Here is a 26,730-nt window from a genome sequence, read left to right as displayed (position 1 = left end):
CTCTCGCCGGCACTTGTCATGATTTCTCTGCCCGGACGTCTCATGCGCAGTCGCCTTTTCAATCTTTTTTCGTGTTTGCTTCTTACAGCCGCTGCCGTTCAATCCGCCCAGGCGGTGGACCTGTCCACCCAACGCCAGTATTACGATGAAGCCAAGCGTGCCTTGGCCAAAGGCGATTCCGGCCCTTATTTCCGTTACAGCCAGGCTCTGAGCGATTACCCGCTGGAGCCCTATCTGGCTTATGACGAATTGACCGCGCGTCTGAAAACCGCGAGCAACGCCGAAATCGAGAAATTCCTCGCCGAACACGGTGACCTGCCGCAAGCCAACTGGATGAAGTTGCGCTGGCTGCGCTGGCTGGCCGAACGCGGCGATTGGGCAACCTTCGTCAAATATTATGACCCCAAACTCAATTTCACCGAACTGGACTGCCTGAACGCGCAGTATCAGATCAGCCATAACCGCAAGGCCGAAGGCTACGCCAACGCCGATAAACTCTGGCTGACCGGCAAAACCCAACCCGATGCTTGCGATGGCGTGTTCGGCATGTGGGCCGCCGAGGGCCAACTGACTGAACAGAAACGCTGGGAACGCACCAAGCTCGCCGCCCAGGCGCGCAACTATCCGCTGGCCAACAGCCTGATCAATGGCCTGACGACACTCGCCCCCCGCGGTCGCCTGCTGGTGGATGTGGCGCAGAAACCCGAGCTGCTCAATCAGCCGTCGCGCTTCATCCCCGCCGACGAACCCATGTCCGACATCGTCAGCCTTGGCCTGCGCCGTCTGGCCCGTCAGGATCCGGACAGGGCCATGGCCCTGCTCGACGGTTACGCCAACAGCATGCACTTCTCCCGTGACGAGAAAGTCGCGATTGCCCGGGAAATCGGGCTGACCCTCGCACGACGTTTCGACAGCCGCGCGCTGGACGTGATGACCAAATACGACCCGGAGCTGCGGGACAACACCGTTTCCGAATGGCGCTTGCGCCTGCTATTGCGTCTGGCCCGCTGGGACGATGCCTATCAGTTGACCCGCCGCCTGCCTCAGGATCTGGCTACCACCAACCGCTGGCGTTACTGGCAGGCTCGCAGCCTGGAACTGGCACAGCCACAGAATCCGGAAGCACAGACGCTTTACAAGGGCTTGGCTCGTGAGCGCGATTTCTACGGTTTCCTGGCGGCCGATCGCTCGCAATCCCCCTATTCGCTGAACAACAAACCGCTGGTGCTCAGTCAGGCGCTGATCAACAAGGTGCGCAACACCCCCGGCATACGACGCGCCCTGGAATTCCATGCACGCGGGCAGATCGTCGACGGTCGTCGCGAGTGGTACCACGTCAGCCGGCACTTCAGCCGTGACGAAATGGTTGCCCAGGCGAAACTGGCTTACGACCTGAAATGGTATTTCCCGGCGATCCGCACCATCAGTCAGGCGAAGTACTGGGACGACCTGGATATCCGCTTCCCGATGGCCCACCGAGAAACCCTGGTCCGTGAAGCCAAGGTCCGTGGCCTGCACTCGAGCTGGGTATTCGCCATCACCCGCCAGGAAAGCGCGTTCATGGCCGACGCGCGCTCCGGCGTCGGTGCCAGCGGCCTGATGCAACTGATGCCCGGCACTGCCAAGGAAACCGCGCGCAAGTTCAGCATCCCGCTCGCTTCGCCGCAGCAAGTGTTCGATCCGGACAAGAACATCCAGCTCGGTGCCGCTTACCTGAGCCAGGTCCACAGCCAGTTCAACGGCAACCGCGTCCTCGCCTCCGCCGCTTACAACGCCGGCCCCGGCCGCGTACGTCAATGGCTGCGTGGCGCCGATCACCTGAGCTTCGATGTGTGGGTGGAAAGCATCCCGTTCGACGAAACCCGCCAGTACGTGCAAAACGTGCTGTCGTACTCGGTAATCTACGGCCAGAAGCTCAACTCACCACAACCGTTGGTGGATTGGCATGAGCGGTATTTCGACGATCAATGATCTGTAGGCGCTGCCGCAGGCTGCGATCTTTTCCGCAACTGTAAAAAATGCCCGCCTCTTTCGAGGCGGGCATTTTTGTTTGCAGCTCAAAGCACTCACTGATTTTCACCGGACCGGTCCCTTCGAAAGCCCGACGCAATTTCGCTACTTGGTCGGTTACTTGGTCGCTCCTCTTTGATGGGAACTGAAAAGATCGTCTACACCAATAGCGCCTAAACTCGCAGATCGGTTTCGGCTTTGCCGTCATTGAACTGCAACGCCGCCAGCCGTGCATACAGCGCATTACTCGCAATCAACTCCTGATGCGTCCCCACCGCCACCAGTTTCCCTTGGTCCATCACTGCGATCCTGTCGGCGTTTTTCACTGTGGCCAATCGGTGGGCGATGACCAGTGTGGTGCGATTTTTCATCAGGCTGGGCAGGGCTTGCTGAATCAGGTGCTCGCTTTGGGCGTCGAGGGCGCTGGTGGCTTCGTCCAGCAGCAGGATCGGCGCGTCCACCAGCAACGCCCGGGCGATGGCCAGGCGCTGACGTTGCCCGCCGGATAAACCGAGACCAGCGTCGCCGAGGTGTGTCTGGTAGCCGTTGGGCATTTGCTCGATGAAGTCGTGGGCATAGGCGATTTTCGCGGCTTCCTGGACCTGAGCCAAAGTCGCCGTCGGGCGACCGTAGCGAATGTTCTCTTCGATGCTGCCGAAGAACAGCGCCGGGGATTGCGAGACGAGGGCGAAGCAGCGACGCAGGTCCAGAGGATCGAGTTGAGTCAGCGGCACACCATCGAGCAGGATGCGTCCTTCGGCGGGGTCGTAAAAGCGCAACAGCAGGTCATACACCGTTGACTTGCCGGCACCCGAGGGCCCGACCAATGCAAGGGTTTCGCCGGCGTTGATGGTCAGATTCAGACCATCGACGGCATAGCTTTGCGGACGCGACGGGTAGGAAAAACGCACATCTTGCAGTACCAGATCGCCCTTCACCCGTTCAGGCAACGTCACCAGGCCCTGGGTCGGTGGCTGGATGATGTTTTCCGAACGCAATAACTCGGCAATCCGCTCCGCCGCCCCCGCTGCTCGCTGCAGTTCGCCTATAACTTCACTCAACGTGCCGAAGGCACCACCGACGATCAGGCTGTAAAAGACGAACGCTGCCAGCTCACCCGCGGAAATCCGCCCGGCGATGACGTCCATGCCGCCGACCCAGAGCATCACCCCGACCGCGCCCAACACCAGCAGGATCACCAGAGTAATCAACCAGGCCCGCTGGAAAATGCGCTTGCGGGCAGTGTTGAAAGCCTCTTCCACAGTCGTGGCAAAACGCTGCTCGTCCTGAACCTGATGGTTATAGGCCTGCACGGTTTTGATCTGGCTCAGGGTTTCGGAGACATAGCTGCCAATATCGGCAATCCGGTCCTGGCTCAGACGCGACAGGGTGCGCACCCGGCGACCAAAAATCAGGATCGGCGCGACCACCAGCGGCAACGCGACCACCACGATGCTGGTGAGTTTGGGGTTGGTGATAAACAGCAAGACAATCCCGCCGATCACCATCAGCCCGTTACGCAAGAACAGCGACAGCGAAGAGCCGATTACCGATTGCAGCAGCGTGGTGTCGGCCGTCAATCGCGATTGGATCTCGGAGCTGCGGTTGTCTTCATAGAAGCCCGGATGCAGGTAAACCAGATGGTTGAACACTCGACGACGGATGTCGGCGACAACGCGCTCGCCGATCCACGACACCAGGTAAAACCGTGCAAAGGTGCCAATCGCCAGACCAACCACCAACAGCATGAACACGCCGATGGATCGGTTGAGCAAATGCGGCGACTGGGTCATGAAACCCTCGTCCACCAACAGGCGAATACCCTGCCCCATGGACAAAGTGATGCCGGCAGTGACGATCAACGCCAACAAAGCGCCTAAGGCCGGCCAGCGATAAGGCGCGAGGAAACGGCTGGCCAGACGAATGGCTCGGCGGTGACGGGAAGAGAGCATGAAGATCATCCGATGGCGCAACCAATGGCTTAGACCCGGCCAAGCCTACACCGGTCAATGGGATTGAACGCTGTAAATCATAATGAGTCAGGTTAATTATGACCGCCAAGACTAGTGGCTAGAGATTATTGGTCTAAAGTCCGGGTGGAAACGTCAGGGTATTTCTGATGGACTGAGGATGCCGACCTGAAGATCGCAGGGAGTTGTCACAGCCCGGTCACCTGGCGGTTCTACAGTAAGCACACAACCTGATGAGGAGACAGGCCATGTCCTTGCAAAACAGCAGCGATGACAAGATTCCAGTGATCCGCACGCAGCCAGACCAGTCTCTGGGTTGCTCGATTATTGATAAGGATGGGCACGAAGTACCGATCACTGAAAACATGATCCAGGACGCTTGCCGCGAACTGGAAAAGCGATTGGTCAAGCCTGCCGAACAAGAGTGATATAGCCACCGTCTTCTTGACCCGGCTCTTTTAGCCGGGTTTTTTATGGGTGCTTATCGAAGAATTGCGGTGTCGCCATTCGCGAGCAAGCCCGCTCCCACATTTGATCTCTGTCGTACACAACACCTGTGTTCACCGAAGATCAATGTGGGAGCGGGCTTGCTCGCGAAAGGGCCAACTCCGTCTCTTAAAGGACCGCAGCACCAAGTGCCGCCACGATCCGCTGCAACGCCGGCGAATCCCCCTCGATCCGCACCTTCAACCCATCGATCTCACGCCGCAGCGGGTAATGCTTGCGTAGCGCATCGAACGCCGCACGCTGCTCGCTCACATTACCTACAAGGCTGCGACGGAAATCCGCGTCGTCACGGCGCGGGTCGTACACGCCACGGCACAACATCGCTAGCACCCAGGCCGGATCGCTGTCGGCGTTCAGCGTCACTGCCGACAGCCAAGGGGCTGGCAGCAAGTCGCTCAGGTGGACCTGCTCCGGCTGGTCGAGGAATTGGCAAAACGCCTGGTAAATCTGCGCCGTCCCGCGCTGTTTGCCGTCCAGGCTATAACCGGCAATGTGCGGCGTCGCCAGCACACACAACTCGGCCAGTGCCACATCGACCTCAGGCTCAGCCTCCCAGACATCCAGCACCGCTTGCAGGTCTTCACGCTCCAGCAACACCTGGCGCAGGGCGGCGTTGTCGATGACCGGGCCACGACTGGCGTTGATCAGCCAGGCGCCAGGCTTGAGCTGGTTCAAGCGGTTTTTATCGAACAGATGCCAGGTCGCCTGAGGGCCTTGCTTGTCCAGCGGGGTGTGCAGACTGATGACGTCGCATTGCTCGATGATCTGCTCGAGGCTGACGTAATCGCCCCCTTCAGCGGCTTGCCGTGGGGGATCGCAGACCAGCACGTTCCACCCCAGACCTTGCAGAACCTTGACCAGCCGCCCGCCCACTTCGCCGGCACCGACCACACCGTAGGTGCGCTGAGTCAGGTCAGCGCCTTCGATTTCAGCCAGGGTCAGCAGGCTGCCCAGCACGTAATCGACCACACCCCGGGCATTGCAGCCTGGCGCGCTGGACCAGGTGATGCCGGTCTGTTGAAAGTAATCCAGATCCAGGTGATCGGTGCCGATGGTGCAGGTGCCGACAAAGCGCACCTTGCTGCCTTCGAGCAATTCGCGGTTGACGTTGGTCACCGAGCGCACCAATAGCACATCGGCCTGCTCGACAGTGGCGCGGTCGATGGCACGTCCAGGCACCCGGCGGATTTCACCGAAACCTGCGAAGAAGGCATCGAGCAGCGGGATATTTTCGTCGGCAACAATCAGCATGGCAGGCTCCTTTGGCGGATCGGCAGTGTAGGCGGAGATGACCGTGATGGGCCAGCAGGCATTGTTCACCTTAAATGTGAAGGGACCACTCATCCTGTGGGAGCGGGCTTGCTCGCGAAAGCGGTGTGTCAGGCAACATTAATGTCAGCTGACACTCCCCCTTCGCGAGCAAGCCCGCTCCCACAGGGAATATCGCAACGTCCGAAAACCATTTACAAATCCGCAACACAGGACTTTTCCTGACCACTGCGTCAAGGCGTAGAATGCGCCGCCTGCGCATCAAAACCCTTTTGGACGTTTCGCCTTGAATACCGTGACTGACCGCCCCGCTGCTATTTCCCTCAACCGCCCGGCCCGGGTTCGCCTGGAGCTGAAAAACCTGCTCGGCCTGGCGTTGCCGATCATGATCGCGCAACTGGCGACCACTGCCATGGGCTTCGTCGATGCGGTGATGGCGGGTCGTGTCGGGCCTCGAGATCTGGCGGCCGTCGCGCTGGGCAACTCGATCTGGGTGCCGGTGTTTCTGCTGATGACCGGCACACTGCTGGCCACCACGCCGAAAGTCGCCCAGCGCTTCGGCGCCGGCACGCACAGCGAGATTGGCCCGATCGTGCGTCAGGCGTTGTGGCTGGCGCTAGTGGTGGGTTTGATGGCGACCAGCATCCTGTTCAGCGCCGAACCGATCCTGCACATCATGAAGGTCGACCCCGAATTGATCGGCCCATGCATGCAGTATCTGCACGGTATCGCCAGCGGCCTGCCTGCCGTCGCGTTCTATCACGTGCTGCGCTGCTTCAGTGACGGCCTGGGTCGCACCCGCCCGGCCATGGTCCTTGGCCTGTGCGGGTTGGCACTGAATATTCCGCTCAATTACATCTTCATCTATGGCCACTTTGGTGTGCCGGCCATGGGTGGGGTCGGCTGCGGCTGGGCCACGGCAATCGTGATGTGGGTGATGGCGTTGGGCATGGCCGGCTGGGAACGCTGGGCGCCGGCCTATCAGTCGAGTGAATTGTTCAGCCGTTTCGACTGGCCGCAGTGGTCAGTGATCAAGCGTTTGCTGGGCATCGGCCTGCCGATCGGCATCGCGGTATTCGCCGAGTCGAGTATCTTCGCCGTGATCGCCCTGCTGATCGGCAGCCTCGGCGCCACCGTGGTCGCCGGGCACCAGATCGCGCTGAACTTCAGCTCGCTGGTGTTCATGATCCCCTACTCCCTCGGTATGGCCGTGACCGTGCGAGTCGGCCAGGCGCTCGGTCGTGAGGAACCGCGCGAAGCCCGCTTCGCCGCCGGTGTCGGCATGGGCACCGCCCTGGCGTATGCGTGTCTGTCGGCGAGCATGATGTTGTTGCTGCGTGAACCCATCGCTGCGATTTACACCGCCGACCCGACGGTGATTCAGGTGGCCGCGATGCTGATCGTGTATTCGGCGCTGTTCCAGTTTTCCGATGCGATCCAGGTGACGGCGGCCGGCGCACTACGGGGTTATCAGGACACTCGGGTGACGATGATCCTGACACTGTTCGCTTATTGGGGGATTGGTTTACCGGTGGGTTACGCCCTGGGCCTGACCGACTGGCTCGGTGCGCCGAGCGGCCCGAGCGGGCTGTGGCAGGGTTTGATCGTGGGCTTGAGTTGCGCGGCGCTGATGCTGTCGATCCGCCTGACGCGCAGTGCACGCAAGCGGATCCGCATCAGTCGTTCGGCGGGTTAAGCGAGTTTCTTGCGGATCCAGTAGAGGTAGGTGCCTGCCTCTTCGTGCTGCGCGACCAGTTCGTGGTCGAGAAACACGCAAAACTTGGGGATGTCGCGACGGGTCGACGGGTCGGTGGCGATCACCTTCAGCAGGCCGCCGGGCACCAGGTCACGGATGTGCTGGTGCAGCATCATCACCGGTTCCGGGCAATTGAGGCCGGTGGCGTCGAGGGTGCCGTCTACCGGCGTATCGATCATTTCACTCATGATTTACTCCTGAAACTTACCGGCATTGTCGCGCATTGCCGGGTGTTCGGTCACCTGTGGGAGCGGGCTTGCTCGCGAATGCGGACTGACATTCAACATTGATGTCGACTGAGCCACCGCTTTCGCGAGCAAGCCCGCTCCCACATGGGTCCGTGTGAATCAGCGGGACTTGGGTTTCTTCACGTCCAATCGACGCAGATGGCAGGTCACTTCCTCACGATCGTGATACAGCTGCTTGCAGCCGATCTCTACTCGAATGCCACGTGCCTTGAACCCGTCGGCAATACGTTCCAGCAAGCGTTTCACTTCGGCATAACGCTGTTTCATCGGCAGCTTGAGGTTGACCACCGCTTCCCGGCAATGCCCCTCGCCAATCCATTCTTCCAGCATCGCCGCATTGCGCGCCGGTTTCTCGACGATGTCGCAGACCATCCAGTCCACCGGTTGCTTGGGCTTGAAGGTGAAACCGTCAGCCATCAAATGCTGCACCAAACCGGTGTCCATCAGGCTTTCGGCCATCGGGCCGTTGTCGATGGCGGTCACCAACATGCCGCGGTTGACCAGTTGCCAGGTCCAGCCACCGGGTGCAGCGCCCAGGTCGACACCCGTCATGTCGCTGTGCAGCCGCTCGTCCCACTGGTCCCGGGGGATGAAATGGTGCCAGGCCTCCTCCAGTTTGAGGGTCGAACGGCTCGGCGCTTCACGCGGGAATTTCAGGCGTGGAATGCCCATCGGCCACATCGCCGAATTGTTCGGCTCCGCCAGGCCCATGAACACTTCGCGACCGCTCTTGAAGGTCAGCAGCAGCCGTGGTTTGTGGGCGTCTTCCACCAGTTTGCCGGCCGCCATCAGCGCTTTGCGCAGGTGGCCTTCGAACTTCTTGCAAAAGTTCGACAGCTCTTTGCCATCGTTGGTGTCGACCATTTCCAGCCACAGGCTGCCGCACAGCGGGAAGTCCGCCATGTGCGCGAGGATCACGCTGATGCGGTCGGTTTCCGGCAGATCGATGAAGATCCCGCGAGCCCACTGGCGCGGAAAGATCAGATCGGCGAAACGCTGACCACGCATCAAGCGCTCGGCGCCGTCTTCTTCGGTACAGATAAATTCGGCGCAGGCGCTGGCGGTCTTGGCCTTGGCATAACCGGCCACGTTCAGCCGCGCGGCATGTTCGGAAATCTCGGAACAGACTTCGCTTTCGAAGCCCGGCCGGCAATGCATAAAGAGGGTGTTCATTCTTACTCCTGGGCAGTTGGCGAAGAATTCAGCCACTGCGCGATGCCCAGACTTGCGTTGAAGCAAAGCCTGTCACGAAAACCGGCGCATGATAGCCGAGATCGGAACCTTGGACTTGCCCATAGGGTCCAGTTATTAGCCTTAACGTCTAAACAGGGCTAGGTTAAGAGCTCTGTCTGTCCCGCCAGTCCGTAGCCGTGCGGACCCAAAGGAGATATTTCAATGCCGTCCCTCGATAGCCTGAAAACCCTTAAAACCTTACAAGTCGACGACAAGACCTACCACTATTTCAGCCTGCCCGAAGCCGCCAAAAGCCTGGGCGATCTCGACAAGCTGCCGATGTCGTTGAAAGTGCTGCTGGAAAACCTGCTGCGCTGGGAGGACGAGAAAACCGTTACCGGCGCCGACCTCAAGGCGATTGCCGCCTGGCTCAAGGAGCGTCGCTCCGATCGCGAAATCCAGTACCGGCCCGCGCGGGTATTAATGCAGGACTTTACCGGCGTCCCCGCCGTGGTCGACCTGGCCGCCATGCGCGCCGCCATGGCCAAGGCCGGTGGCGACCCGCAGCGAATCAATCCGCTGTCGCCGGTGGATCTGGTGATCGACCACTCGGTAATGGTCGACAAGTACGCCAGTTCAAGCGCCTTCGAACAGAACGTCGACATCGAAATGCAGCGCAACCACGAGCGTTACGCCTTCCTGCGCTGGGGCCAGAGCGCCTTCGATAACTTCAGCGTGGTGCCACCGGGCACCGGCATCTGCCACCAGGTCAACCTTGAGTACCTGGGCCGCACGGTCTGGACCAAGGACGAGGACGGGCGCACCTATGCCTTCCCGGACACCTTGGTTGGCACTGACTCCCACACCACCATGATCAACGGCCTCGGCGTGCTCGGCTGGGGTGTGGGCGGGATCGAAGCGGAAGCAGCGATGCTCGGCCAACCGGTGTCGATGCTGATCCCGGAAGTGATCGGTTTCAAACTCACCGGCAAGCTCAAGGAAGGCATCACCGCCACCGACCTGGTGCTGACGGTGACCCAGATGCTGCGCAAGAAAGGTGTAGTCGGCAAATTCGTCGAGTTCTACGGCGACGGCCTCGCCGACCTGCCGTTGGCCGATCGCGCGACCATCGCCAACATGGCCCCGGAATATGGCGCCACATGCGGTTTCTTCCCGGTGGACGAGGTGACACTGGAGTACTTGCGCCTGTCCGGCCGTACACCGGAAACCGTGAAACTGGTGGAGGCCTACAGCAAGATCCAGGGTCTGTGGCGCCTGCCCGGCAAAGAGCCGGTGTTCACCGACAGCCTGGCCTTGGACATGGGCAGCGTCGAGGCCAGCCTCGCCGGGCCGAAACGCCCGCAGGACCGCGTCTCGTTGCCGAATGTCGCGCAAGCGTTCACTGACTTTCTCGGCCTGCAATTCAAACCCTCCAGCAAGGAAGAAGGTCGCCTCGAAAGTGAGGGTGGCGGTGGCGTCGCGGTGGGCAACGCCGATCTGGTCGGCGAAACGGACTACGACCACGAAGGCCGCACGTATCGGCTGAAAAACGGCGCGGTGGTGATCGCCGCGATCACCTCTTGCACCAACACCTCCAACCCCAGCGTGATGATGGCCGCGGGTCTGGTGGCGAAGAAAGCCATAGAGAAAGGCCTCAAGCGCAAACCCTGGGTCAAGAGTTCACTGGCCCCCGGTTCGAAAGTGGTCACCGACTACTACAAGGCAGCGGGCCTGACCCAATATCTTGATGAACTCGGTTTTGCGCTGGTCGGTTATGGCTGCACCACCTGCATTGGCAACTCCGGGCCGTTGCCGGAGCCGATCGAAAAAGCCATTCAGAAAGCCGACCTGACGGTTGCCTCGGTGCTCTCGGGCAACCGCAACTTTGAAGGTCGCGTGCATCCGCTGGTGAAAACCAACTGGCTGGCCTCCCCGCCATTGGTCGTGGCCTATGCATTGGCCGGCACGGTGCGCATCGACATCAGCAGCGAGTCATTGGGTAACGACAAGGACGGCCAGCCGGTTTATCTGCGAGACATTTGGCCGAGCACTAAAGAGATCGCCGATGCGGTGACTCAGGTAAACACCGCGATGTTCCACAAGGAGTACGCCGAAGTATTTGCCGGCGACGAGCAGTGGCAGGCGATCGAAGTGCCGCAGGCGGCGACTTATGTCTGGAACAACGATTCGACGTATATCCAGCATCCGCCATTCTTCGATGACATTGGCGGCCCTGCACCGGTGGTCAAAGATGTCGAAGGGGCGAAAGTCCTCGCGCTGCTCGGTGACTCGGTGACCACCGACCACATCTCCCCGGCCGGCAACATCAAGGCTGACAGCCCTGCCGGTCGTTACCTGCGCGAGCAAGGTGTGGAGCCGCGAGACTTTAACTCCTATGGCTCCCGTCGCGGCAACCATCAAGTGATGATGCGGGGCACCTTCGCCAACATCCGGATTCGCAACGAGATGCTCGGCGGCGAAGAAGGCGGCAACACGATTTATATTCCGACCGGGGAGAAGCTGCCGATCTACGACGCGGCCATGCGTTACCAAGCATCAGGCACGCCGCTGGTGGTAATCGCCGGGCAAGAATACGGCACTGGCTCGAGCCGCGACTGGGCGGCCAAGGGCACCAATCTGCTGGGGGTAAAAGCAGTCATCGCCGAGAGCTTCGAGCGGATCCACCGTTCCAATCTGGTGGGCATGGGCGTATTGCCGTTGCAGTTCAAGCTGGATCAGAACCGCAAAAGCCTGAACCTCACCGGCAAGGAAACCGTGGACATTCTTGGCTTGACGGGCGTCGAACTGACTCCGCGCATGAACCTGACACTGGTCATCACCCGCGAAGACGGCAGCAAGGAAAAGATCGAGGTGTTGTGCCGGATCGATACCCTCAATGAAGTGGAGTACTTCAAGGCCGGAGGGATTTTGCATTACGTGTTGCGGCAATTGATTGCCTCGTAACAGCCTGCTGACAACGACACCGCCTTCGGGCGGTGTTTTTGTTTACGCGGTGTGCGTCTCTATAATCGCCCCGTCGTTCACCCTTTTTGTGTCCGGCCGAGATCCCTTGTGGGAGCGGGCTTGCTCGCGAAAGCGGTGTAGCAGTCAACATTGATGTTGGATGTGATGGCCTCTTCGCGAGCAAGCCCGCTCCCACAGGGGGACCGAGGCACATTGCAGAATCTCTGAAACAAGGACTCAACATGATCGCTCTGCCATGGACCTATCTGGCACTTCTCTCCATTGGCTACGGCCTGGCTTTGATCTACGGTCATCTCGGCTGGCTCGCCGCTATCTCCTTCGCGCTGCTGCTGTTTGCCGGTTTCGCCGTTCGCCAACAACAGATTCTCATTGGCCGCTACCTCGGCCACGGTTTGTTCATCTTCCTGGCGGTGGCGCTGGCAATGCACTGGCTTCCCGGCTTCTACAACGGTCGCGTCATCGCCCCCCAGCGTTTCACCGATGATGCTGTGCCGTTCGCCATGTACCTGAATCAGGACAAACCGCTAATCGGTTTCTGGCTGTTGCTGGTTTGTCCATGGATTGTCGGCCGGCGTTCGTTGAAGCTGTCCGTTTATGCCACCGCCCTCGCCCTGACCGTAAGCGCCGTGCTGGCCTTGGGTGGCGCACTGTTGCTGGGCGTGATCAGTTGGGCACCGAAGTGGCCGGATCAAGCCTGGTTGTGGGTGCTGAACAATTTGTTGCTGGTGACGCTGGTGGAAGAAGCATTGTTTCGCGGTTACATCCAGGGTGGCCTGAGCCGGCAGTTCAAACACCTGCCTTATGGCGAAAATCTCGCGTTGTTGCTCGCCTCAATGCTGTTCGGCCTCGTTCATCTGGGCGCTGGCTGGCAATGGGTGTTGTTGGCGGGCCTCGCGGGGGTCGGTTATGGCCTGGCCTACCGTTTCGGCGGATTGGGCGCGGCCATCGCCACCCACTTTGGTTTGAATCTGCTGCATTTCGGGCTGTTCACTTATCCGATGCTCGCTGGCTGACGCAACGGTCGTTTTGCGACACGTCACTGATTATTGAAAAAAACATTTCAATAAATGCCTGACATTGCCGACAACCTCTCAAAGCCTTGCGGATTGAAAAAGCCATGCGTAACAACCAGCCTATTACACAACGCGAACGGACCTTCCCGGCTCAGCAACGGTTGATTTCCACCACCGATGCCAAAGGCGTGATCACCTACTGCAACGATGCTTTCGTCGAAATCAGCGGGTTTTCTCGTGAGGAACTGCTCCGTGCGCCGCATAACCTGGTCCGTCACCCCGACGTCCCGGCTGCGGTGTTCGCGCATATGTGGGGCACATTGAAACAAGGCTTGCCATGGATGGGCATTGTCAAGAATCGCTGTAAGACCGGTGACCACTACTGGGTTAACGCCTATGTCACACCGGTGTTCGACGGCAATCAGGTGATCGGTTACGAGTCAGTGCGGGTCAAACCCACCGCCGAACAAATCCGCCGTGCCGAAGCGCTCTACCAACGCATCAACCAGGGCAAGTCTGCAATTCCCTCTACAGATAAATGGCTGCCGGTGCTTCAGGACTGGCTGCCATTCATTCTGGTCAGCCAGTTGAGCTTCATGATCGGCGCCACCCTGACGTCCCAATGGGGCTTCGCCCTAGCCGCGGGCCTTTCGGTGCCGTTGGGCTTGATGGGCTTGAGCTGGCAACAGCGCGGTATCAAGCGTTTGCTGCGCCTGGCCGAACAGACCACGTCCGACCCGCTGATCGCGCAGATGTACACCGACAGTCGTGGCGCCCAGGCACGCCTGGAGATGTCGATCCTCAGCTAGGAAGCACGCCTGAAAACCTGCCTGACCCGTTTGCAGGACACTGCCGAACATCTGACCGAACAAGCGAAACAGTCCGACACCCTGGCCCACAACAGCTCCACTGGCCTGGAACGTCAACGCGTCGAAACCGAGCAAGTGGCGACCGCTGTGAATCAGATGGCGGCCACCACTCAGGAAGTCGCCAGCCACGTGCAGCGCACCGCCGATGCCACTCAGGAAGCCAATCGCCTGACCGGTCGTGGTCGCGACATCGCCGGGGAAACCCGCGAAGCCATTCAGCGCCTGTCGGTTGTAGTCGGTGAAACCGGCCTGACCGTGACGCAACTGGCCAAGGACAGCGACGAAATCGGCGGCGTGGTCGATGTGATCAAGGGCATTGCCGACCAGACCAACCTGCTGGCGTTGAACGCGGCTATCGAAGCGGCCCGTGCTGGTGAGATGGGTCGCGGGTTTGCGGTAGTAGCCGACGAAGTTCGCCAACTGGCGCAACGTACCAGCGAATCCACCGGGCAGATTCACGCCCTGATCGCCAAGCTGCAGCAAACCGCCAGCACCGCAGTGCAAACCATGGAAGCCGGGCATCGCCAGGCCGAAGAAGGTGTGGCGCGGGTACTGGAAGCGGATCAGGCGCTGGTGGGCATCAGCGAAGCGGTGGCCAACATCACCGACATGACCACCCAGATCGCTGCCGCCACCGAAGAGCAAAGCGCAGTGGCCGAAGAAATCAGCCGCAACATCAGCAACATCTCACAACTGGCTGACCAGACCTCGGAACAGGCACAGCACTCGGCGCTGTTGAGCGAAGAACTGACCAAGACCGCGAATACCCAGTATTCGTTGGTGGAGCGGTTTAATCGCTGATTGATTGGAAAGACAAAAACCCGGACGGGAAAACCTCCGGTTTTTTTTATTGCCAAGTAGAAAGTGATGTTGTCCGGTAGACCGCTTTCGCGAGCAAGCCCGCTCCCACAGTGGATCTCAGTCGTTCACGGCATTTGCGTACGCCTACGATCAAATGTGGGAGCGGGCTTGCTCGCGAAGAGGCCCTGACGACCACTGCAAATCTCACTGGAGAAACTCGGACACCTTCCCCGCCGCAGCCGCCAAATGCTGTTCATGCGTAAACCCCGAAGCCTTCAATGGCTTCAAGTCATGGTCCGCCGCCTCCAGCCAGAACACCTCGATACTCGGCGCCAACGTGTAAGCCTCGACGGCCGCCCGACTACCCAACGCATCCCGTTCACCCTGCACGATCAACGTCCGGGTCTTCAGCGCCGCCAAATGCTCGACCCGCGGCTTCTCCGGTTTGCCCACCGCATAAAACGGATATCCCAGGCACACCAGCGCATCCGCGCCCAACTCATCGGCCAACAAACTCGCCATCCGCCCGCCCATGGACTTGCCACCGATGGCCAGGCGCCCAGCGACATGGCGTCGCACCACGGCATACACCTCACGCCAGCATTCCTGCAATTTGGGTGCTGGGTTCGGGGGACGTTTACCGCCATCGATACGCCGTTGCGCCATGTAAGGAAACTCGAAACGCAGCACGTTGACCCCATGCGCAGCAAGGCGCGCAGCCATGTCGCTCATCCAGCCACTGTCCATCGGCGCACCGGCACCGTGGGCGAGAATCAGCGTTGCCGAGGCCGGCGCTGTGGCGGCATTCCACAACCATCCATGATCCCGCACACACTGCGCCCATTGATCCCCGTCAATACTGGCCTTGTGCTCTTTGTCCATGCTTGCCTCGCTTTTAGTCTGCCTATAACTCCAGGCGAAGGGAGCGTCTGCCATGCGGCTTACTCGCAAAGACAGGCCCTCACTTCGGCTGAACCGTGGATGGGGAACCATGAACACTTCTATCAGTACCGCCTACAACTACAAGGTGGTCCGCCAATTCGCCATTATGACGGTGGTGTGGGGCATCGTCGGCATGGGGCTCGGGGTTTTTCTCGCCGCCCAATTGGTCTGGCCTGAACTCAACTTCAACCTGCCGTGGACCAGCTTCGGCCGTCTGCGCCCGCTGCACACTAACGCGGTGATCTTTGCCTTCGGCGGTTGTGCCTTGTTCGCCAGTTCTTTCTATTCGGTGCAACGTACTTGCCAGACCCGTTTGTTTGCTCCCGCAATTGCGGCGTTCTGCTTCTGGGGCTGGCAGCTTGTGATCCTGCTGGCGGCCATCAGCCTGCCACTGGGTTACACCAGCTCCAAGGAATACGCCGAGCTGGAATGGCCGATCGACATTCTGATCACCATCGTCTGGGTGGCCTATGCCGTCGTGTTCTTCGGCACGATCATGCAACGCAAGACCAAACACATCTATGTTGGCAACTGGTTCTTCGGTGCATTCATCATCACCGTGGCGATCCTGCACATCGTCAACAACCTTGAGCTGCCGGTGAGTTTCACCAAGTCCTACTCGGTGTACGCCGGTGCGACCGATGCCATGGTGCAGTGGTGGTATGGACACAACGCCGTAGGCTTTTTCCTCACCGCCGGCTTCCTCGGGATGATGTACTACTTCGTGCCGAAACAGGCCGAGCGCCCGGTGTATTCCTATCGCCTGTCCATCGTGCACTTCTGGGCGCTGATCACCCTGTACATCTGGGCCGGCCCGCACCACTTGCACTACACCGCGCTGCCGGACTGGGCGCAGTCGTTGGGCATGGTGATGTCGCTGATCCTGCTGGCGCCAAGCTGGGGCGGGATGATCAACGGGATGATGACGCTCTCGGGCGCCTGGCATAAGTTGCGCAGCGACCCCATCCTGCGCTTCCTCGTGGTGTCGCTGGCGTTCTACGGCATGTCGACCTTCGAAGGGCCGATGATGGCGATCAAGACGGTCAACGCCCTCTCTCACTACACCGACTGGACCATTGGCCACGTTCACGCCGGCGCGCTCGGCTGGGTGGCGATGATTTCCATTGGTGCGCTGTACCACATGATTCCGAAAATCTTCGGCCGCACGCAGATGCACAGCATCGGCCTGATCAACGCGCACTTCTGGCTCGCGACCATCGGCACCGTGCTGTACATCGCGTCGATGTGGGTCAACGGCATCGCCCAGGGCCTGATGTGGCGCGCCGTCAACGAGGACGGCACGCTGACCTATTCCTTCGTCGAAACCCTGGTGGCCAGCCACCCAGGCTTCGTCGTGCGACTGGTAGGCGGCGCGATCTTCCTCAGTGGCATGTTCCTGATGGCTTACAACACCTGGCGCACCGTGCGGGCCTCGCAGCCTGCCGAAGCCGCCGCTGCCGCGCAGATAGCCTGAGGAGTCCGCCATGAAACACGAAACAATCGAGAAAAACGTCGGCCTGCTGATGTTGCTGATGGTGCTTGCCGTGAGCATTGGCGGCCTGACCCAGATCGTCCCGCTGTTCTTTCAGGACGTGACCAATAAACCGGTGGAAGGCATGAAGCCCTACACCGCGCTGCAACTGGAAGGTCGCGACATCTACATCCGCGAAGGCTGCGTCGGTTGCCATTCGCAGATGATCCGCCCGTTCCGCGCCGAAACCGAGCGCTATGGCCACTACTCGGTGGCAGGGGAAAGTGTCTGGGATCATCCGTTCCTCTGGGGTTCGAAACGGACCGGACCGGACCTGGCGCGCGTCGGCGGTCGCTACTCCGAAGACTGGCACCGCGCGCACTTGTACAACCCGCGCAACGTAGTGCCTGAGTCGAAAATGCCGGCCTACCCGTGGCTGGTCGACAACAAGGTCGATAGCAGCCACACCGAAACCAAGATCCGCGCCATGCGCACCCTCGGCGTGCCGTACACCGACGACGACATCGCCGGCAGCGTTGCCTCGCTCCAGGGCAAAACCGAAATGGACGCGCTGGTCGCCTACCTGCAAGTGCTCGGCACTGCCATCAAGAGCAAGAGGTGAGCCATGGCCATGCCCTTTGAAATAATCAGCGAGATGAGCAGTGGAATGATCCGCGGCCTGGGCACGGTCGTGGTGTTCGTGGCCTTCGTTGGCCTGACGCTGTGGGTGTTCAACAGCAAGCGCAATCCGGAATTCGCCGAAACGCGCCTGCTGCCGTTCGCCGACGAACCGCAACCCGAAAACAGCACCCAACAAGAATCCGCCACTAGGAGTATCCGGCCATGACCACCTTCTGGAGTACGTGGATCTGCGTACTGACCATCGGCAGCCTGATCGGCCTGACCTGGCTGCTGATCGGTACGCGCCGAGGGGAAACCAAGGGCAGCACCGACCAGACCATGGGCCACAGCTTCGACGGCATCGAGGAGTACGACAACCCGCTGCCGCAGTGGTGGTTCATGCTGTTCGCCGGCACGTTGGTGTTTGCCGTCGGTTATCTGGTGCTTTACCCGGGCCTGGGCAACTGGAAAGGCATATTGCCCGGTTATGAGGACGGCTGGACCGGTGTCCACGAATGGGAAAAGGAGATGAACAAGGCTGACGCGAAGTTCGGGCCGATCTTCGCCAAATTTGCTGCCATGCCCATCGAAGAAGTAGCCAAGGACCCGCTAGCACTGAAAATGGGCGGTCGCCTGTTTGCGTCCAATTGCTCGGTGTGCCACGGCTCGGATGCCAAGGGCGCGTTCGGCTTCCCTAACCTGGCCGACAGCAACTGGCGCTGGGGCGGCGATGCCGAAATGATCAAAACGACAATCATGGGCGGTCGCATGGCCTCGATGCCGGCCTGGGGAGAAATCCTCGGCGACGCCGGCGTGAGGAACGTCGCCGCTTACGTGCGTCATGAACTGGCCGGCCTACCCTTGCCGGAAGGCAGCACAGCCGATCTGCGCGCTGGACAGCAAGCGTTCAGCACCACCTGCGTAGCCTGTCATGGGGCAAACGGCCAGGGCACTGAAGCCATGGGAGCGCCGAAGCTGACGCAACCGGCCGGATTTATCTACGGTACAAGCCTGGCGCAACTGCAACAAACCATTCGTCATGGCCGCCAGGGCCATATGCCGGCGCAGAACGAACTGCTCGGCAACGACAAGGTGCAATTGCTGGCCGCTTACGTGTACAGCCTGTCTCAAGGCCTGAGCACCGAGCGTTTACAGGCTGAAGGCAAAAGCGAATAAATCTCGTCCGCGCAACGCCGCATTCACCCGGATGCGGCAGTTCCCTGCCCCTTTGCGACGCATTGTCGCACCCTCCCTTGGTCTTCCTTTCGGTTCGCCGGATTCAGGTCTAAGCTTCCCAGCGATGCGGACTGGCCAGCGCCGGTTCCAGGTCGATTCAACCCGATGTGTTCGACGAATTTGCTCGATGACAGGCCGCAAAGGCTGGTAGACACCGGCTATCGTCCCCGTTGCCCTCTGTTACCCGATCGTCGTGTTTGAACATACCCCGTTACAACTGACCTGAACCCCTCGCCTCTTTCATCCGTTGCGACATTTTGTCCGAGGGCAATTTTGTCCTTACGCAGCGCATGGAAAGGCCGCAGAATCAGCTTTTGAAAGCATTGACCCACGTCATGGCGCGTTGCAATGACCCCCCGCTTTCTACATACTTGCGGCCGATTTTTACTCCTAATAAAACACCCAAACCGTGGAACCTTAGAATGAGCACAGCAATCAGTCCGACTGCTTATAACTATAAGGTAGTCCGCCAGTTCGCCATCATGACGGTGGTCTGGGGGATCCTTGGCATGGGGCTCGGTGTCTTCATCGCCTCGCAACTGGTCTGGCCGGAGTTGAACTTCGGTCTGGCATGGACGAGCTTTGGACGCCTGCGCCCGCTGCACACCAACCTGGTGATTTTCGCCTTCGGTGGTTGTGCGCTGTTTGCCACTTCCTATTACGTCGTGCAGCGAACCTGCCAAACGCGACTGATTTCCGACAGCCTCGCGGCCTTCACCTTCTGGGGTTGGCAAGCGGTGATCGTCGGCGCGATCGTTACCTTGCCGATGGGTTTCACTACCACCAAGGAATACGCGGAACTGGAATGGCCTCTGGCTATTCTGCTGGCCATTGTCTGGGTCACCTACGGTCTGGTGTTCTTCGGCACCATCGTCAAGCGCAAGACCAAGCACATCTATGTCGGTAACTGGTTCTACGGTGCCTTCATCGTCGTGACCGCGATGCTGCACATCGTCAACCACGCGTCCCTGCCGGTCAGCTTCTTCAAGTCCTACTCGGCTTATTCGGGTGCGACTGATGCGATGATCCAGTGGTGGTACGGCCACAACGCGGTAGGTTTCTTCCTGACCACCGGCTTCCTGGGGATGATGTACTACTTCGTTCCGAAGCAGGCCGAGCGTCCGATCTACTCCTATCGTCTGTCGATCGTGCACTTCTGGGCGTTGATCACCCTGTACATCTGGGCCGGTCCGCACCACCTGCACTACACCGCATTGCCGGACTGGGCTCAGTCCCTGGGCATGGCGATGTCGATCATCCTCCTGGCCCCAAGCTGGGGCGGCATGATCAACGGCATGATGACCCTGTCGGGCGCCTGGCATAAGCTGCGCACCGACCCGATCCTGCGTTTCCTCGTGGTATCGCTGGCGTTCTACGGCATGTCGACCTTCGAAGGCCCGATGATGGCCATCAAGACCGTCAACTCGCTGTCGCACTACACCGACTGGACCATCGGCCACGTACACGCCGGCGCTTTGGGCTGGGTAGCGATGATTTCGATCGGCGCGATCTACCACATGATCCCGAAACTGTTCGGTCGTACGCAGATGCACAGCATCGGCCTGATCAACACGCACTTCTGGCTCGCGACCATCGGTACCGTTCTGTACATCGCTTCGATGTGGGTCAACGGCATCACCCAGGGTCTGATGTGGCGTGCAATCAACGACGACGGCACCCTCACCTACTCGTTCGTTGAAGCGCTGCAAGCCAGCCATCCAGGTTTCATTGTTCGCGCCTTGGGCGGTGCGTTCTTTGCCAGCGGCATGCTGTTCATGGCCTACAACGTATGGCGTACCGTACGTGCCTCGAACCCGGCTGAAGCCAAAGCTGCTGAACAGATTGCTGTAGTTGGAGCTCACTGATGAAGCATGAAGCAGTCGAGAAGAACATTGGCCTGCTGGCCTTCTTCATGGTTATCGCCGTCAGCATCGGCGGCCTGACTCAAATCGTTCCGCTGTTTTTCCAGGACGTCACCAACAAGCCGGTCGAGGGCATGAAGCCTCGCACCGCCCTTGAGCTGGAAGGCCGCGACGTGTACATCGCCAACGGTTGTGTCGGCTGCCACTCGCAGATGATCCGCCCGTTCCGTGCTGAAACCGAACGTTACGGCCACTACTCGGTCGCCGGTGAAAGCGTTTGGGACCACCCGTTCCTGTGGGGTTCCAAGCGTACCGGTCCGGACCTGGCCCGTGTCGGCGGTCGTTACTCCGATGACTGGCAGCGTGCGCACTTGTACAACCCGCGCAACGTAGTGCCTGAGTCGAAAATGCCGGCTTACCCGTTCCTCGTGGAAAACAAGCTCGACGGCAAAGACACCGCCAAGAAAATGGAAGTCTTGCGCACGCTCGGCGTCCCTTACACCGACGAAGACATCGCCGGTGCCAAGGATGCTGTGAAGGGCAAAACCGAAATGGACGCGCTGGTGGCCTATCTGCAAGGCCTGGGCACCATCATCAAAAGCAAACGGTGATTTAGATGGATATCGGGATGATTCGTGGCCTGGGCACCGTTGTTGTGATGGTGGCCTTCATCGGTCTGGCGCTGTGGGTGTTCAGCCCCAAGCGCAAGTCGGAGTTTGAAGACGCGACCTTGCTGCCTTTCGCGGATGATCCCGAAGCCATCAAGCACGTCGAGCAAGCTTCTAGGAGTAACAAAGAATGACTACGTTCTGGAGTCTGTACGTCACAGTCCTCAGTCTCGGCACCATCTTCGCCCTGACCTGGCTGCTGCTGTCCACCCGCAAGGGCCAGCGCAGCGAATCCACCGATGAAACGGTCGGCCACTCCTTCGACGGGATCGAGGAGTATGACAACCCGCTGCCGAAATGGTGGTTCATGCTGTTCGTGGGCACCATCATCTTCGCCCTCGGCTACCTGGTGCTGTACCCGGGCCTGGGTAACTGGAAAGGCCTGTTGCCGGGTTACAACTACCTCGATAACGAGAATAAGACCGCGTTCGCCAACGGCCAGACCGGCTGGACCGGCGTTCACGAATGGGAAAAGGAAATGCTCAGGTCGGACGCCAAGTTCGGCCCGATCTTCGCAAAATTCGCTTCCATGCCGATCGAAGAAGTCGCCAAAGACCCGCAAGCCCTGAAGATGGGTGGCCGCCTGTTCGCCTCCAACTGCTCGGTCTGCCACGGTTCCGACGCCAAAGGTGCCTATGGCTTCCCTAACCTGACCGACGCCGACTGGCGCTGGGGCGGTGAAGCAGAAACCATCAAGACCACCATCATGGGCGGTCGTCACGCTGTGATGCCGGCTTGGGCTGAAGTGATCGGCGAGCAAGGCGTTGCAGACGTTGCCGCGTTCGTGCTGACCAACCTCGATGGCCGCAAGCTGCCGGAAGGCACCAAGGCCGATCCGGTTGCCGGCCAGAAACTGTTCGCCGCCAACTGCGTGGCGTGCCATGGCCCGCAAGGTAAAGGCACGCCAGCAATGGGCGCCCCTGACCTGACCCACCCGACCGGCTTCATCTACGGTTCGAGCTTCGCTCAACTGCAGCAGACCATCCGTTACGGTCGTCAGGGTCAGATGCCTGCGCAAGAACAGCTGCAAGGCAACGACAAGGTTCACCTGCTGGCCGCTTACGTCTACAGCCTCTCTCACGGTGAAAAAGCACCGCAAGCAGACGCCCAGTAAGGCAAGCGCTTGACGCAACAAAAAACGGCCCCGTCAGATGACGGGGCCGTTTTCGTTTCAACTGGATAATCGCAGATTATCGAACCTCAACCGTCTGGATTTCTTTGCGGCTTGGCCAGTTATTCTGGTTGACCTGAAACACCTTCAACGTTTTGCGATCCGCGGACATATCGGCGATCAGGTAGGTCTGGTTCGACGCCCCACCGCTCAAGAATACCGGCACATCCCCGAAGTAATCCCGTTTGTTCCATCCGTAGTAACTCCCGGCTTCGGTATGCAAATGCCCGGCAAACACCGCCGTTACCTTGTATCGCTCGATTATGGCCTTGAACCGGGCAATCTGTTCGGTACTGCCCTTCCAGCGATCCGGCTTGTGCATATTCAGAAGAATGATCTTTGCGCTCTCACGTGCGCGTTTCAGATCTTCCTCCAGCCAATCCAGAGACTCGGAAATTTGGTAACCCGTGGGCACTCCCCAATCCCAGGCGGTAAACCCGGCGGTATAGGTGGGCTCATTATGTAATTGAACAATATGTACATCACCAAAGTCCTTGGAATAAGCAAGGCTACCGAAAATACCTTTTTTGACAGCACCTTCATCCGATACTCGCATATCCAACGCCGCCAACTTACCCAAGTAACGATTCTTGAAATCAACAATACTACCGGCCGCACAGTTATTCAAAAAACAATCATCGACGTTGTTTTCATAATCATGATTCCCCAGGCCATAGTCATAAACACCCCCCAGTTGCTTATCCAGTATCGACCGGGTCATGTCGCGCTGGTAGCCGTGCCCGAAAGCGGTCATATCGCCGTTTACCATGACCGGAATGTGTGCCGGGTCAACAGAATGATTACGCCTGAAGCTGGCGACATCGGAATATTGGGTCTCAATCAGCCACTTTGAACGCTGTTCCTTCTCCGAGGTTGTTTCATCCCACCCATGGTCGGAACTTTCAGTCCATGGATACTGAGGATCCGAGGTAAACACTAAATGCCGGGGCAGGTTATTATCTGCCGAATGCGCACCAAACGTAGCGACACATAACAAAGCGCCTAATAGCGCATTGACTTTCTTATCAAGAAGCATAGAAATCCATCTCTATTGAAGTTAGATACAAGACACACCGTCTTGCCCGAGCAAGTTATGACAACTTAGAAATCAAAACAAATGTCTATCGCTTCAATATCAATAGTTGATGTTTCCCGCGAGCTCATTAGTGCGCTATCGGAGATAGCCAGATGCACCGCTGCGACCGACGGTCCCCCAACAAGGTTGCGAGCCCCACAGTCAAGTAGTAACGTTCCTACATCGATGCTTTTGCAGGAGCCTACGCATGATGGCCATCACCACCATTTCCAGTCGTGAATTCAACCAGGACACAAGTAGTGCCAAAAAAGCCACCCGTCATGGGCCGGTTATCATCACCGACCGTGGCAAGCCTGCTCACGTACTGCTAAGCATTGAGGAGTACCAAAAACTGACCGGCATAAACGCCAACATCGTCGACCTGTTGGTGATGCCAGAAGCGGCAGACATCGAATTTGAAACCGAGCGTGCCGTCATCACTCATCGACCCGTGGATCTGTCCTGATGTTTCTACTCGACACCAACGTGATTTCTGAACTGCGCAAACCTCAGGCTGACGCGAATGTCGTCGCCTGGGCCAAAAGTGTTATTGCACCACGCCTGTTTATTTCGGCCATTACTTTGAAGGAACTGGAGACAGGGGTTCTTCGAATGGAGCGTCGTGACCCCGTTCAGGGAAAGGTATTGCGCACCTGGCTGAAGCGCCATGTGATACCGGCCTTCGATGCCAGAATCTTGCCGGTCGATGCTGCCGTGGCACTGCGCTGTGCCAGCTTGCATGTTCCGGATTGTGCCAATGAAAGCGACGCCCTGATCGCAGCAACTGCACTGGTTCATGGCCTTACGGTGGTCACCCGAAACATCAGCGATTTTCAATCCAGCGGTGTGGCACTGATCAATCCATGGGTCGAATGAGTTCGCTGCGCCTGCAAAACCGTCCATAATTCACAAGTCAATTGATTCAAGTCATTACACCATCATTTGATTTCCCCCAACGCGACCAAAGGTCGCACCCTTGGACTAGAGCTACAGGCGTATCATTGCGCCACTGCAACAACTCTTTTTGACCGCGGTCGGCATGTACTGACCGAGGCATTTTTCCACTGCCGTGGGATGCAATGATGAGCAATCAGATTCCGGTACACGACGTCACTCCGCCTGCCAAAAACGCGAACAACAGCGTCGACCTCTACGCCTCTCGAGAAAAGATCTACACCCGCGCCTTCACCGGCCTGTTCCGCAATCTGCGGATGATCGGCGGTGCCGGGCTGTTTCTACTGTATTTCGGCACGGTGTGGCTGAGCTGGGGCGGCCATCAGGCCGTCTGGTGGAACCTGCCGGAGCGTAAATTCTTCATTTTTGGCGCGACCTTCTGGCCTCAGGACTTCATCCTGCTCTCGGGTATTTTGATCGTCAGTGCCTTCGGCCTGTTCTTCATCACCGTGTATGCCGGTCGTGTCTGGTGCGGCTACACCTGCCCGCAAAGCGTCTGGACCTGGATCTTCATGTGGTGCGAAAAAGTCACCGAAGGCGACCGTAACCAGCGCATCAAGCTCGACAAGGCGCCGATGGGCGCCAACAAGTTCTTGCGTAAACTCAGCAAGCACACGATGTGGCTGTTGATCGGTTTCGTGACCGGCATGACCTTCGTCGGTTACTTCTCGCCGATTCGCGAACTGGTGATCGATTTTTTCACCGGCCAGGCCGATGGCTGGTCGTATTTCTGGGTCGGCTTCTTCACCCTCGCCACCTACGGCAACGCTGGTTGGTTACGCGAGCAGGTGTGCATTTACATGTGCCCGTACGCCCGCTTCCAGAGCGTGATGTTCGACAAGGACACGCTGATCGTCTCTTACGACCCGCGCCGTGGCGAAAGCCGTGGTCCGCGCAAGAAAGGCATCGACTACAAGGCTCAGGGCCTGGGCGATTGCATCGATTGCACCATGTGCGTCCAGGTCTGCCCCACCGGCATCGACATTCGCGACGGCCTTCAAGTTGAATGCATCGGCTGCGCGGCGTGTATCGACGCCTGCGATAGCATCATGGACAAGATGGATTACCCGCGCGGCCTGATCAGCTACACCACCGAGCACAACCTGTCGGGGCAAAAAACCAATAAACTGCGTCCGCGCCTGATCGGCTATGCCACGGTGCTGCTGGCGATGATCGCGCTGCTGATGACCGCGTTCTTCATGCGTTCGCTGGTCGGTTTCGACGTCAGCAAAGACCGCGTGTTGTACCGCGAGAACGCCGAAGGCCGGATCGAAAACGTCTACAGCCTGAAGATCATGAACAAGGACCAGCGCGACCACACGTACGTGCTGGAAGCCACCGGCCTGCCGGATCTCAAGCTGCAAGGCAAGCGCGAGATCAAAGTCGCCGCCGGGGAGATTTTCAGTCAGCCGGTTGAACTGTCCAGCGCACCGGAACAACTGCCGTCGAGCACCAACGAGGTGAAATTCATCCTCAAGGATGCCGATGATGCCAACATCCACGTTGAAGCCAAGAGCCGATTCATCGGCCCACAAATTCGTTGAGAGAAGTGATCATGTCCGCAGCAACTGCCGCAAGTCCCTGGTACAAGCACCTTTGGCCGTGGATCATCATCGCCATCCTGGCCTGCTCAGTGACCTTGACCCTGTCGATGGTGACCATCGCGGTGAACAACCCGGACAACCTGGTCAACGACAACTATTACGAGGCCGGCAAGGGCATTAACCGTTCGTTGGACCGCGAACTGCTGGCCCAGACCCTGCAACTGCGTGCCAGCGTGCATCTGGATGACGTGACCGGCGAAGTCGATCTGCGCCTGAGCGGCAACAGCCAGCCGAAAACCCTTGAGCTGAACCTGATTTCGCCAACCCAGCCGGAGAAAGATCGCAAGATCACCCTGGCCCGCAGCGAAACCGAACAGGGCCGCTACATCGGCCAGTTGAGCGACAAGATTGAAGGTCGTCGCTTCGTCGAATTGCTGGGCGTGCAGGATGACAAGATCTGGCGCATGTTCGAAGAAGAACAGGTCAGCCATGCCAAGGACCTGCTGCTGGGCGATGAGCCGCTGCAGGGTGCGGAAGACCTGAAAAAATAAAGTCGCGCTTCGCGCATCGCGAGCTGGCTCGCTC

25 protein-coding genes are annotated in these 26,730 nt (G+C 59.1%); 19 read left to right on the top strand and 6 right to left on the bottom strand.

What is annotated here, in order from left to right; genetic code table 11:
• Window positions 1-42 precede the first annotated feature (42 nt).
• Complete coding sequence (locus KVG95_RS24790; RefSeq protein ID WP_217858268.1) at window positions 43-1,971, top strand: transglycosylase SLT domain-containing protein; 1,929 nt, start codon at window positions 43-45, stop codon at window positions 1,969-1,971.
• Window positions 1,972-2,183: 212 nt separating this feature from the next.
• Here KVG95_RS24790 and KVG95_RS24785 read toward each other — a convergent pair whose 3' ends face one another.
• Window positions 2,184-3,962: an ABC transporter transmembrane domain-containing protein gene (locus KVG95_RS24785; RefSeq protein WP_437180805.1), complete on the bottom strand. Its 1,779-nt coding sequence runs from the start codon at window positions 3,960-3,962 to the stop codon at window positions 2,184-2,186.
• 266 nt (window positions 3,963-4,228) lie between these two features.
• On the opposite strand from KVG95_RS24785, the gene KVG95_RS24780 reads away from it, so the two are divergent.
• Complete coding sequence (locus tag KVG95_RS24780; protein ID WP_007907798.1) at window positions 4,229-4,408, top strand: PA1571 family protein; 180 nt, start codon at window positions 4,229-4,231, stop codon at window positions 4,406-4,408.
• A gap of 187 nt (window positions 4,409-4,595) precedes the next feature.
• On the opposite strand, the gene pdxB is transcribed toward KVG95_RS24780, so the two are convergent.
• Window positions 4,596-5,738, bottom strand: coding sequence for a 4-phosphoerythronate dehydrogenase PdxB (gene pdxB, locus KVG95_RS24775; protein WP_217858266.1), 1,143 nt, complete (start codon window positions 5,736-5,738; stop codon window positions 4,596-4,598).
• Window positions 5,739-6,042: 304 nt separating this feature from the next.
• Between pdxB and KVG95_RS24770 the strand changes: the two genes are divergently transcribed.
• Entirely contained in the window at window positions 6,043-7,452 is a 1,410-nt protein-coding gene (locus KVG95_RS24770; RefSeq protein WP_217858265.1) for an MATE family efflux transporter, read from the top strand.
• Here the strand turns inward: KVG95_RS24770 and tusA are convergent.
• Window positions 7,449-7,700 carry a sulfurtransferase TusA gene (gene tusA, locus KVG95_RS24765; protein ID WP_007907805.1) on the bottom strand — a complete coding sequence of 84 codons (252 nt, stop codon included), beginning with the start codon at window positions 7,698-7,700 and terminating at the stop codon, window positions 7,449-7,451. The two genes, KVG95_RS24770 and tusA, sit on opposite strands and share 4 nt — an antisense overlap.
• A gap of 159 nt (window positions 7,701-7,859) precedes the next feature.
• A complete protein-coding gene (gene rlmM, locus KVG95_RS24760) occupies window positions 7,860-8,933 on the bottom strand; it encodes a 23S rRNA (cytidine(2498)-2'-O)-methyltransferase RlmM (RefSeq protein ID WP_217858264.1) in 1,074 nt (357 codons plus the stop codon).
• A 222-nt stretch (window positions 8,934-9,155) separates the two neighbouring features.
• Between rlmM and acnA the strand changes: the two genes are divergently transcribed.
• The 4 genes from acnA (at window position 9,156) to KVG95_RS30455 (ending at window position 14,601) form a co-directional block, all read left to right on the top strand.
• A complete protein-coding gene (gene acnA, locus KVG95_RS24755; protein ID WP_217858263.1) occupies window positions 9,156-11,897 on the top strand; it encodes an aconitate hydratase AcnA in 2,742 nt (913 codons plus the stop codon).
• 242 nt (window positions 11,898-12,139) lie between these two features.
• A complete protein-coding gene (locus KVG95_RS24750; protein ID WP_217858262.1) occupies window positions 12,140-12,931 on the top strand; it encodes a CPBP family intramembrane glutamic endopeptidase in 792 nt (263 codons plus the stop codon).
• A gap of 104 nt (window positions 12,932-13,035) precedes the next feature.
• Complete coding sequence (locus tag KVG95_RS30460; RefSeq protein WP_437180804.1) at window positions 13,036-13,740, top strand: PAS domain-containing protein; 705 nt, start codon at window positions 13,036-13,038, stop codon at window positions 13,738-13,740.
• 156 nt (window positions 13,741-13,896) lie between these two features.
• Window positions 13,897-14,601, top strand: coding sequence for a methyl-accepting chemotaxis protein (locus KVG95_RS30455; protein WP_437180806.1), 705 nt, complete (start codon window positions 13,897-13,899; stop codon window positions 14,599-14,601).
• Window positions 14,602-14,805: 204 nt separating this feature from the next.
• Here the strand turns inward: KVG95_RS30455 and KVG95_RS24740 are convergent, their stop codons facing one another.
• Complete coding sequence (locus KVG95_RS24740; RefSeq protein WP_217858261.1) at window positions 14,806-15,483, bottom strand: alpha/beta family hydrolase; 678 nt, start codon at window positions 15,481-15,483, stop codon at window positions 14,806-14,808.
• A 109-nt stretch (window positions 15,484-15,592) separates the two neighbouring features.
• Between KVG95_RS24740 and ccoN (KVG95_RS24735) the strand changes: the two genes are divergently transcribed.
• The 8 genes from ccoN (KVG95_RS24735) (at window position 15,593) to ccoP (KVG95_RS24700) (ending at window position 22,515) form a co-directional block, all read left to right on the top strand.
• Window positions 15,593-17,017, top strand: coding sequence for a cytochrome-c oxidase, cbb3-type subunit I (ccoN, locus tag KVG95_RS24735; RefSeq protein WP_217858260.1), 1,425 nt, complete (start codon window positions 15,593-15,595; stop codon window positions 17,015-17,017).
• A gap of 10 nt (window positions 17,018-17,027) precedes the next feature.
• Window positions 17,028-17,636, top strand: a complete 609-nt coding sequence (gene ccoO / locus KVG95_RS24730) for a cytochrome-c oxidase, cbb3-type subunit II (protein ID WP_052965446.1) — start codon at window positions 17,028-17,030, stop codon at window positions 17,634-17,636.
• A gap of 21 nt (window positions 17,637-17,657) precedes the next feature.
• Window positions 17,658-17,861: a cbb3-type cytochrome oxidase subunit 3 gene (locus KVG95_RS24725; protein ID WP_217858349.1), complete on the top strand. Its 204-nt coding sequence runs from the start codon at window positions 17,658-17,660 to the stop codon at window positions 17,859-17,861.
• Entirely contained in the window at window positions 17,858-18,811 is a 954-nt protein-coding gene (gene ccoP, locus KVG95_RS24720; RefSeq protein ID WP_217858259.1) for a cytochrome-c oxidase, cbb3-type subunit III, read from the top strand. Before KVG95_RS24725 ends, ccoP (KVG95_RS24720) begins: the two co-directional genes overlap by 4 nt.
• A 482-nt stretch (window positions 18,812-19,293) precedes the next feature.
• On the top strand, window positions 19,294-20,736 hold the full coding sequence (ccoN, locus tag KVG95_RS24715) for a cytochrome-c oxidase, cbb3-type subunit I (RefSeq protein WP_007905436.1): 1,443 nt from the start codon (window positions 19,294-19,296) through the stop codon (window positions 20,734-20,736).
• Window positions 20,736-21,344: a cytochrome-c oxidase, cbb3-type subunit II gene (ccoO, locus tag KVG95_RS24710; RefSeq protein ID WP_009042961.1), complete on the top strand. Its 609-nt coding sequence runs from the start codon at window positions 20,736-20,738 to the stop codon at window positions 21,342-21,344. The genes ccoN (KVG95_RS24715) and ccoO (KVG95_RS24710) overlap by 1 nt, the downstream gene beginning before the upstream one ends.
• Window positions 21,345-21,349: 5 nt before the next feature.
• The gene (locus KVG95_RS24705; protein WP_003175465.1) at window positions 21,350-21,535 is read left to right on the top strand and encodes a CcoQ/FixQ family Cbb3-type cytochrome c oxidase assembly chaperone; all 186 of its coding nucleotides are present in this window, start codon (window positions 21,350-21,352) and stop codon (window positions 21,533-21,535) included.
• Window positions 21,532-22,515, top strand: coding sequence for a cytochrome-c oxidase, cbb3-type subunit III (gene ccoP, locus KVG95_RS24700; protein WP_217858258.1), 984 nt, complete (start codon window positions 21,532-21,534; stop codon window positions 22,513-22,515). Before KVG95_RS24705 ends, ccoP (KVG95_RS24700) begins: the two co-directional genes overlap by 4 nt.
• A 76-nt stretch (window positions 22,516-22,591) precedes the next feature.
• Here ccoP (KVG95_RS24700) and KVG95_RS24695 read toward each other — a convergent pair whose 3' ends face one another.
• Window positions 22,592-23,608, bottom strand: coding sequence for a metallophosphoesterase family protein (locus KVG95_RS24695; RefSeq protein ID WP_217858257.1), 1,017 nt, complete (start codon window positions 23,606-23,608; stop codon window positions 22,592-22,594).
• A 250-nt stretch (window positions 23,609-23,858) separates the two neighbouring features.
• Between KVG95_RS24695 and KVG95_RS24690 the strand changes: the two genes are divergently transcribed.
• The 4 genes from KVG95_RS24690 to KVG95_RS24675 all read left to right on the top strand — a co-directional run bounded on the left by KVG95_RS24690 (window position 23,859) and on the right by KVG95_RS24675 (window position 26,696).
• A complete protein-coding gene (locus KVG95_RS24690) occupies window positions 23,859-24,113 on the top strand; it encodes a type II toxin-antitoxin system Phd/YefM family antitoxin (protein WP_038980251.1) in 255 nt (84 codons plus the stop codon).
• Window positions 24,113-24,523, top strand: a complete 411-nt coding sequence (locus KVG95_RS24685) for a type II toxin-antitoxin system VapC family toxin (RefSeq protein WP_217858256.1) — start codon at window positions 24,113-24,115, stop codon at window positions 24,521-24,523. The genes KVG95_RS24690 and KVG95_RS24685 overlap by 1 nt, the downstream gene beginning before the upstream one ends.
• 206 nt (window positions 24,524-24,729) lie before the next feature.
• Complete coding sequence (gene ccoG, locus KVG95_RS24680; RefSeq protein ID WP_217858255.1) at window positions 24,730-26,145, top strand: cytochrome c oxidase accessory protein CcoG; 1,416 nt, start codon at window positions 24,730-24,732, stop codon at window positions 26,143-26,145.
• A gap of 11 nt (window positions 26,146-26,156) precedes the next feature.
• Window positions 26,157-26,696 carry a FixH family protein gene (locus tag KVG95_RS24675; RefSeq protein WP_052965439.1) on the top strand — a complete coding sequence of 180 codons (540 nt, stop codon included), beginning with the start codon at window positions 26,157-26,159 and terminating at the stop codon, window positions 26,694-26,696.
• Window positions 26,697-26,730 lie beyond the last annotated feature (34 nt).

The sequence above is a fragment of the Pseudomonas farris genome (genome assembly GCF_019145235.1).
Classification (GTDB): Bacteria; Pseudomonadota; Gammaproteobacteria; order Pseudomonadales; family Pseudomonadaceae; genus Aquipseudomonas; species Aquipseudomonas farris.
The sequence above is the reverse complement of the archived record's forward strand: the minus strand, read 5'-3'. Positions and strand labels throughout refer to the sequence as shown.

Coding starts and splice junctions, on each gene's coding strand:
- KVG95_RS24790 (WP_217858268.1), top strand. CDS start 43: ATGCGCAGTCGCCTTTTCAATCTTTTTTCGTGTTTGCTTCTTACAGCC.
- KVG95_RS24785 (WP_437180805.1), bottom strand. CDS start 3,962: ATGCTCTCTTCCCGTCACCGCCGAGCCATTCGTCTGGCCAGCCGTTTC.
- KVG95_RS24780 (WP_007907798.1), top strand. CDS start 4,229: ATGTCCTTGCAAAACAGCAGCGATGACAAGATTCCAGTGATCCGCACG.
- pdxB (WP_217858266.1), bottom strand. CDS start 5,738: ATGCTGATTGTTGCCGACGAAAATATCCCGCTGCTCGATGCCTTCTTC.
- tusA (WP_007907805.1), bottom strand. CDS start 7,700: ATGAGTGAAATGATCGATACGCCGGTAGACGGCACCCTCGACGCCACC.
- rlmM (WP_217858264.1), bottom strand. CDS start 8,933: ATGAACACCCTCTTTATGCATTGCCGGCCGGGCTTCGAAAGCGAAGTC.
- acnA (WP_217858263.1), top strand. CDS start 9,156: ATGCCGTCCCTCGATAGCCTGAAAACCCTTAAAACCTTACAAGTCGAC.
- KVG95_RS24750 (WP_217858262.1), top strand. CDS start 12,140: ATGATCGCTCTGCCATGGACCTATCTGGCACTTCTCTCCATTGGCTAC.
- KVG95_RS30460 (WP_437180804.1), top strand. CDS start 13,036: ATGCGTAACAACCAGCCTATTACACAACGCGAACGGACCTTCCCGGCT.
- KVG95_RS30455 (WP_437180806.1), top strand. CDS start 13,897: ATGGCGGCCACCACTCAGGAAGTCGCCAGCCACGTGCAGCGCACCGCC.
- KVG95_RS24740 (WP_217858261.1), bottom strand. CDS start 15,483: ATGGACAAAGAGCACAAGGCCAGTATTGACGGGGATCAATGGGCGCAG.
- ccoN (WP_217858260.1), top strand. CDS start 15,593: ATGAACACTTCTATCAGTACCGCCTACAACTACAAGGTGGTCCGCCAA.
- ccoO (WP_052965446.1), top strand. CDS start 17,028: ATGAAACACGAAACAATCGAGAAAAACGTCGGCCTGCTGATGTTGCTG.
- ccoP (WP_217858259.1), top strand. CDS start 17,858: ATGACCACCTTCTGGAGTACGTGGATCTGCGTACTGACCATCGGCAGC.
- ccoN (WP_007905436.1), top strand. CDS start 19,294: ATGAGCACAGCAATCAGTCCGACTGCTTATAACTATAAGGTAGTCCGC.
- ccoO (WP_009042961.1), top strand. CDS start 20,736: ATGAAGCATGAAGCAGTCGAGAAGAACATTGGCCTGCTGGCCTTCTTC.
- KVG95_RS24705 (WP_003175465.1), top strand. CDS start 21,350: ATGGATATCGGGATGATTCGTGGCCTGGGCACCGTTGTTGTGATGGTG.
- ccoP (WP_217858258.1), top strand. CDS start 21,532: ATGACTACGTTCTGGAGTCTGTACGTCACAGTCCTCAGTCTCGGCACC.
- KVG95_RS24695 (WP_217858257.1), bottom strand. CDS start 23,608: ATGCTTCTTGATAAGAAAGTCAATGCGCTATTAGGCGCTTTGTTATGT.
- KVG95_RS24690 (WP_038980251.1), top strand. CDS start 23,859: ATGGCCATCACCACCATTTCCAGTCGTGAATTCAACCAGGACACAAGT.
- KVG95_RS24685 (WP_217858256.1), top strand. CDS start 24,113: ATGTTTCTACTCGACACCAACGTGATTTCTGAACTGCGCAAACCTCAG.
- ccoG (WP_217858255.1), top strand. CDS start 24,730: ATGAGCAATCAGATTCCGGTACACGACGTCACTCCGCCTGCCAAAAAC.
- KVG95_RS24675 (WP_052965439.1), top strand. CDS start 26,157: ATGTCCGCAGCAACTGCCGCAAGTCCCTGGTACAAGCACCTTTGGCCG.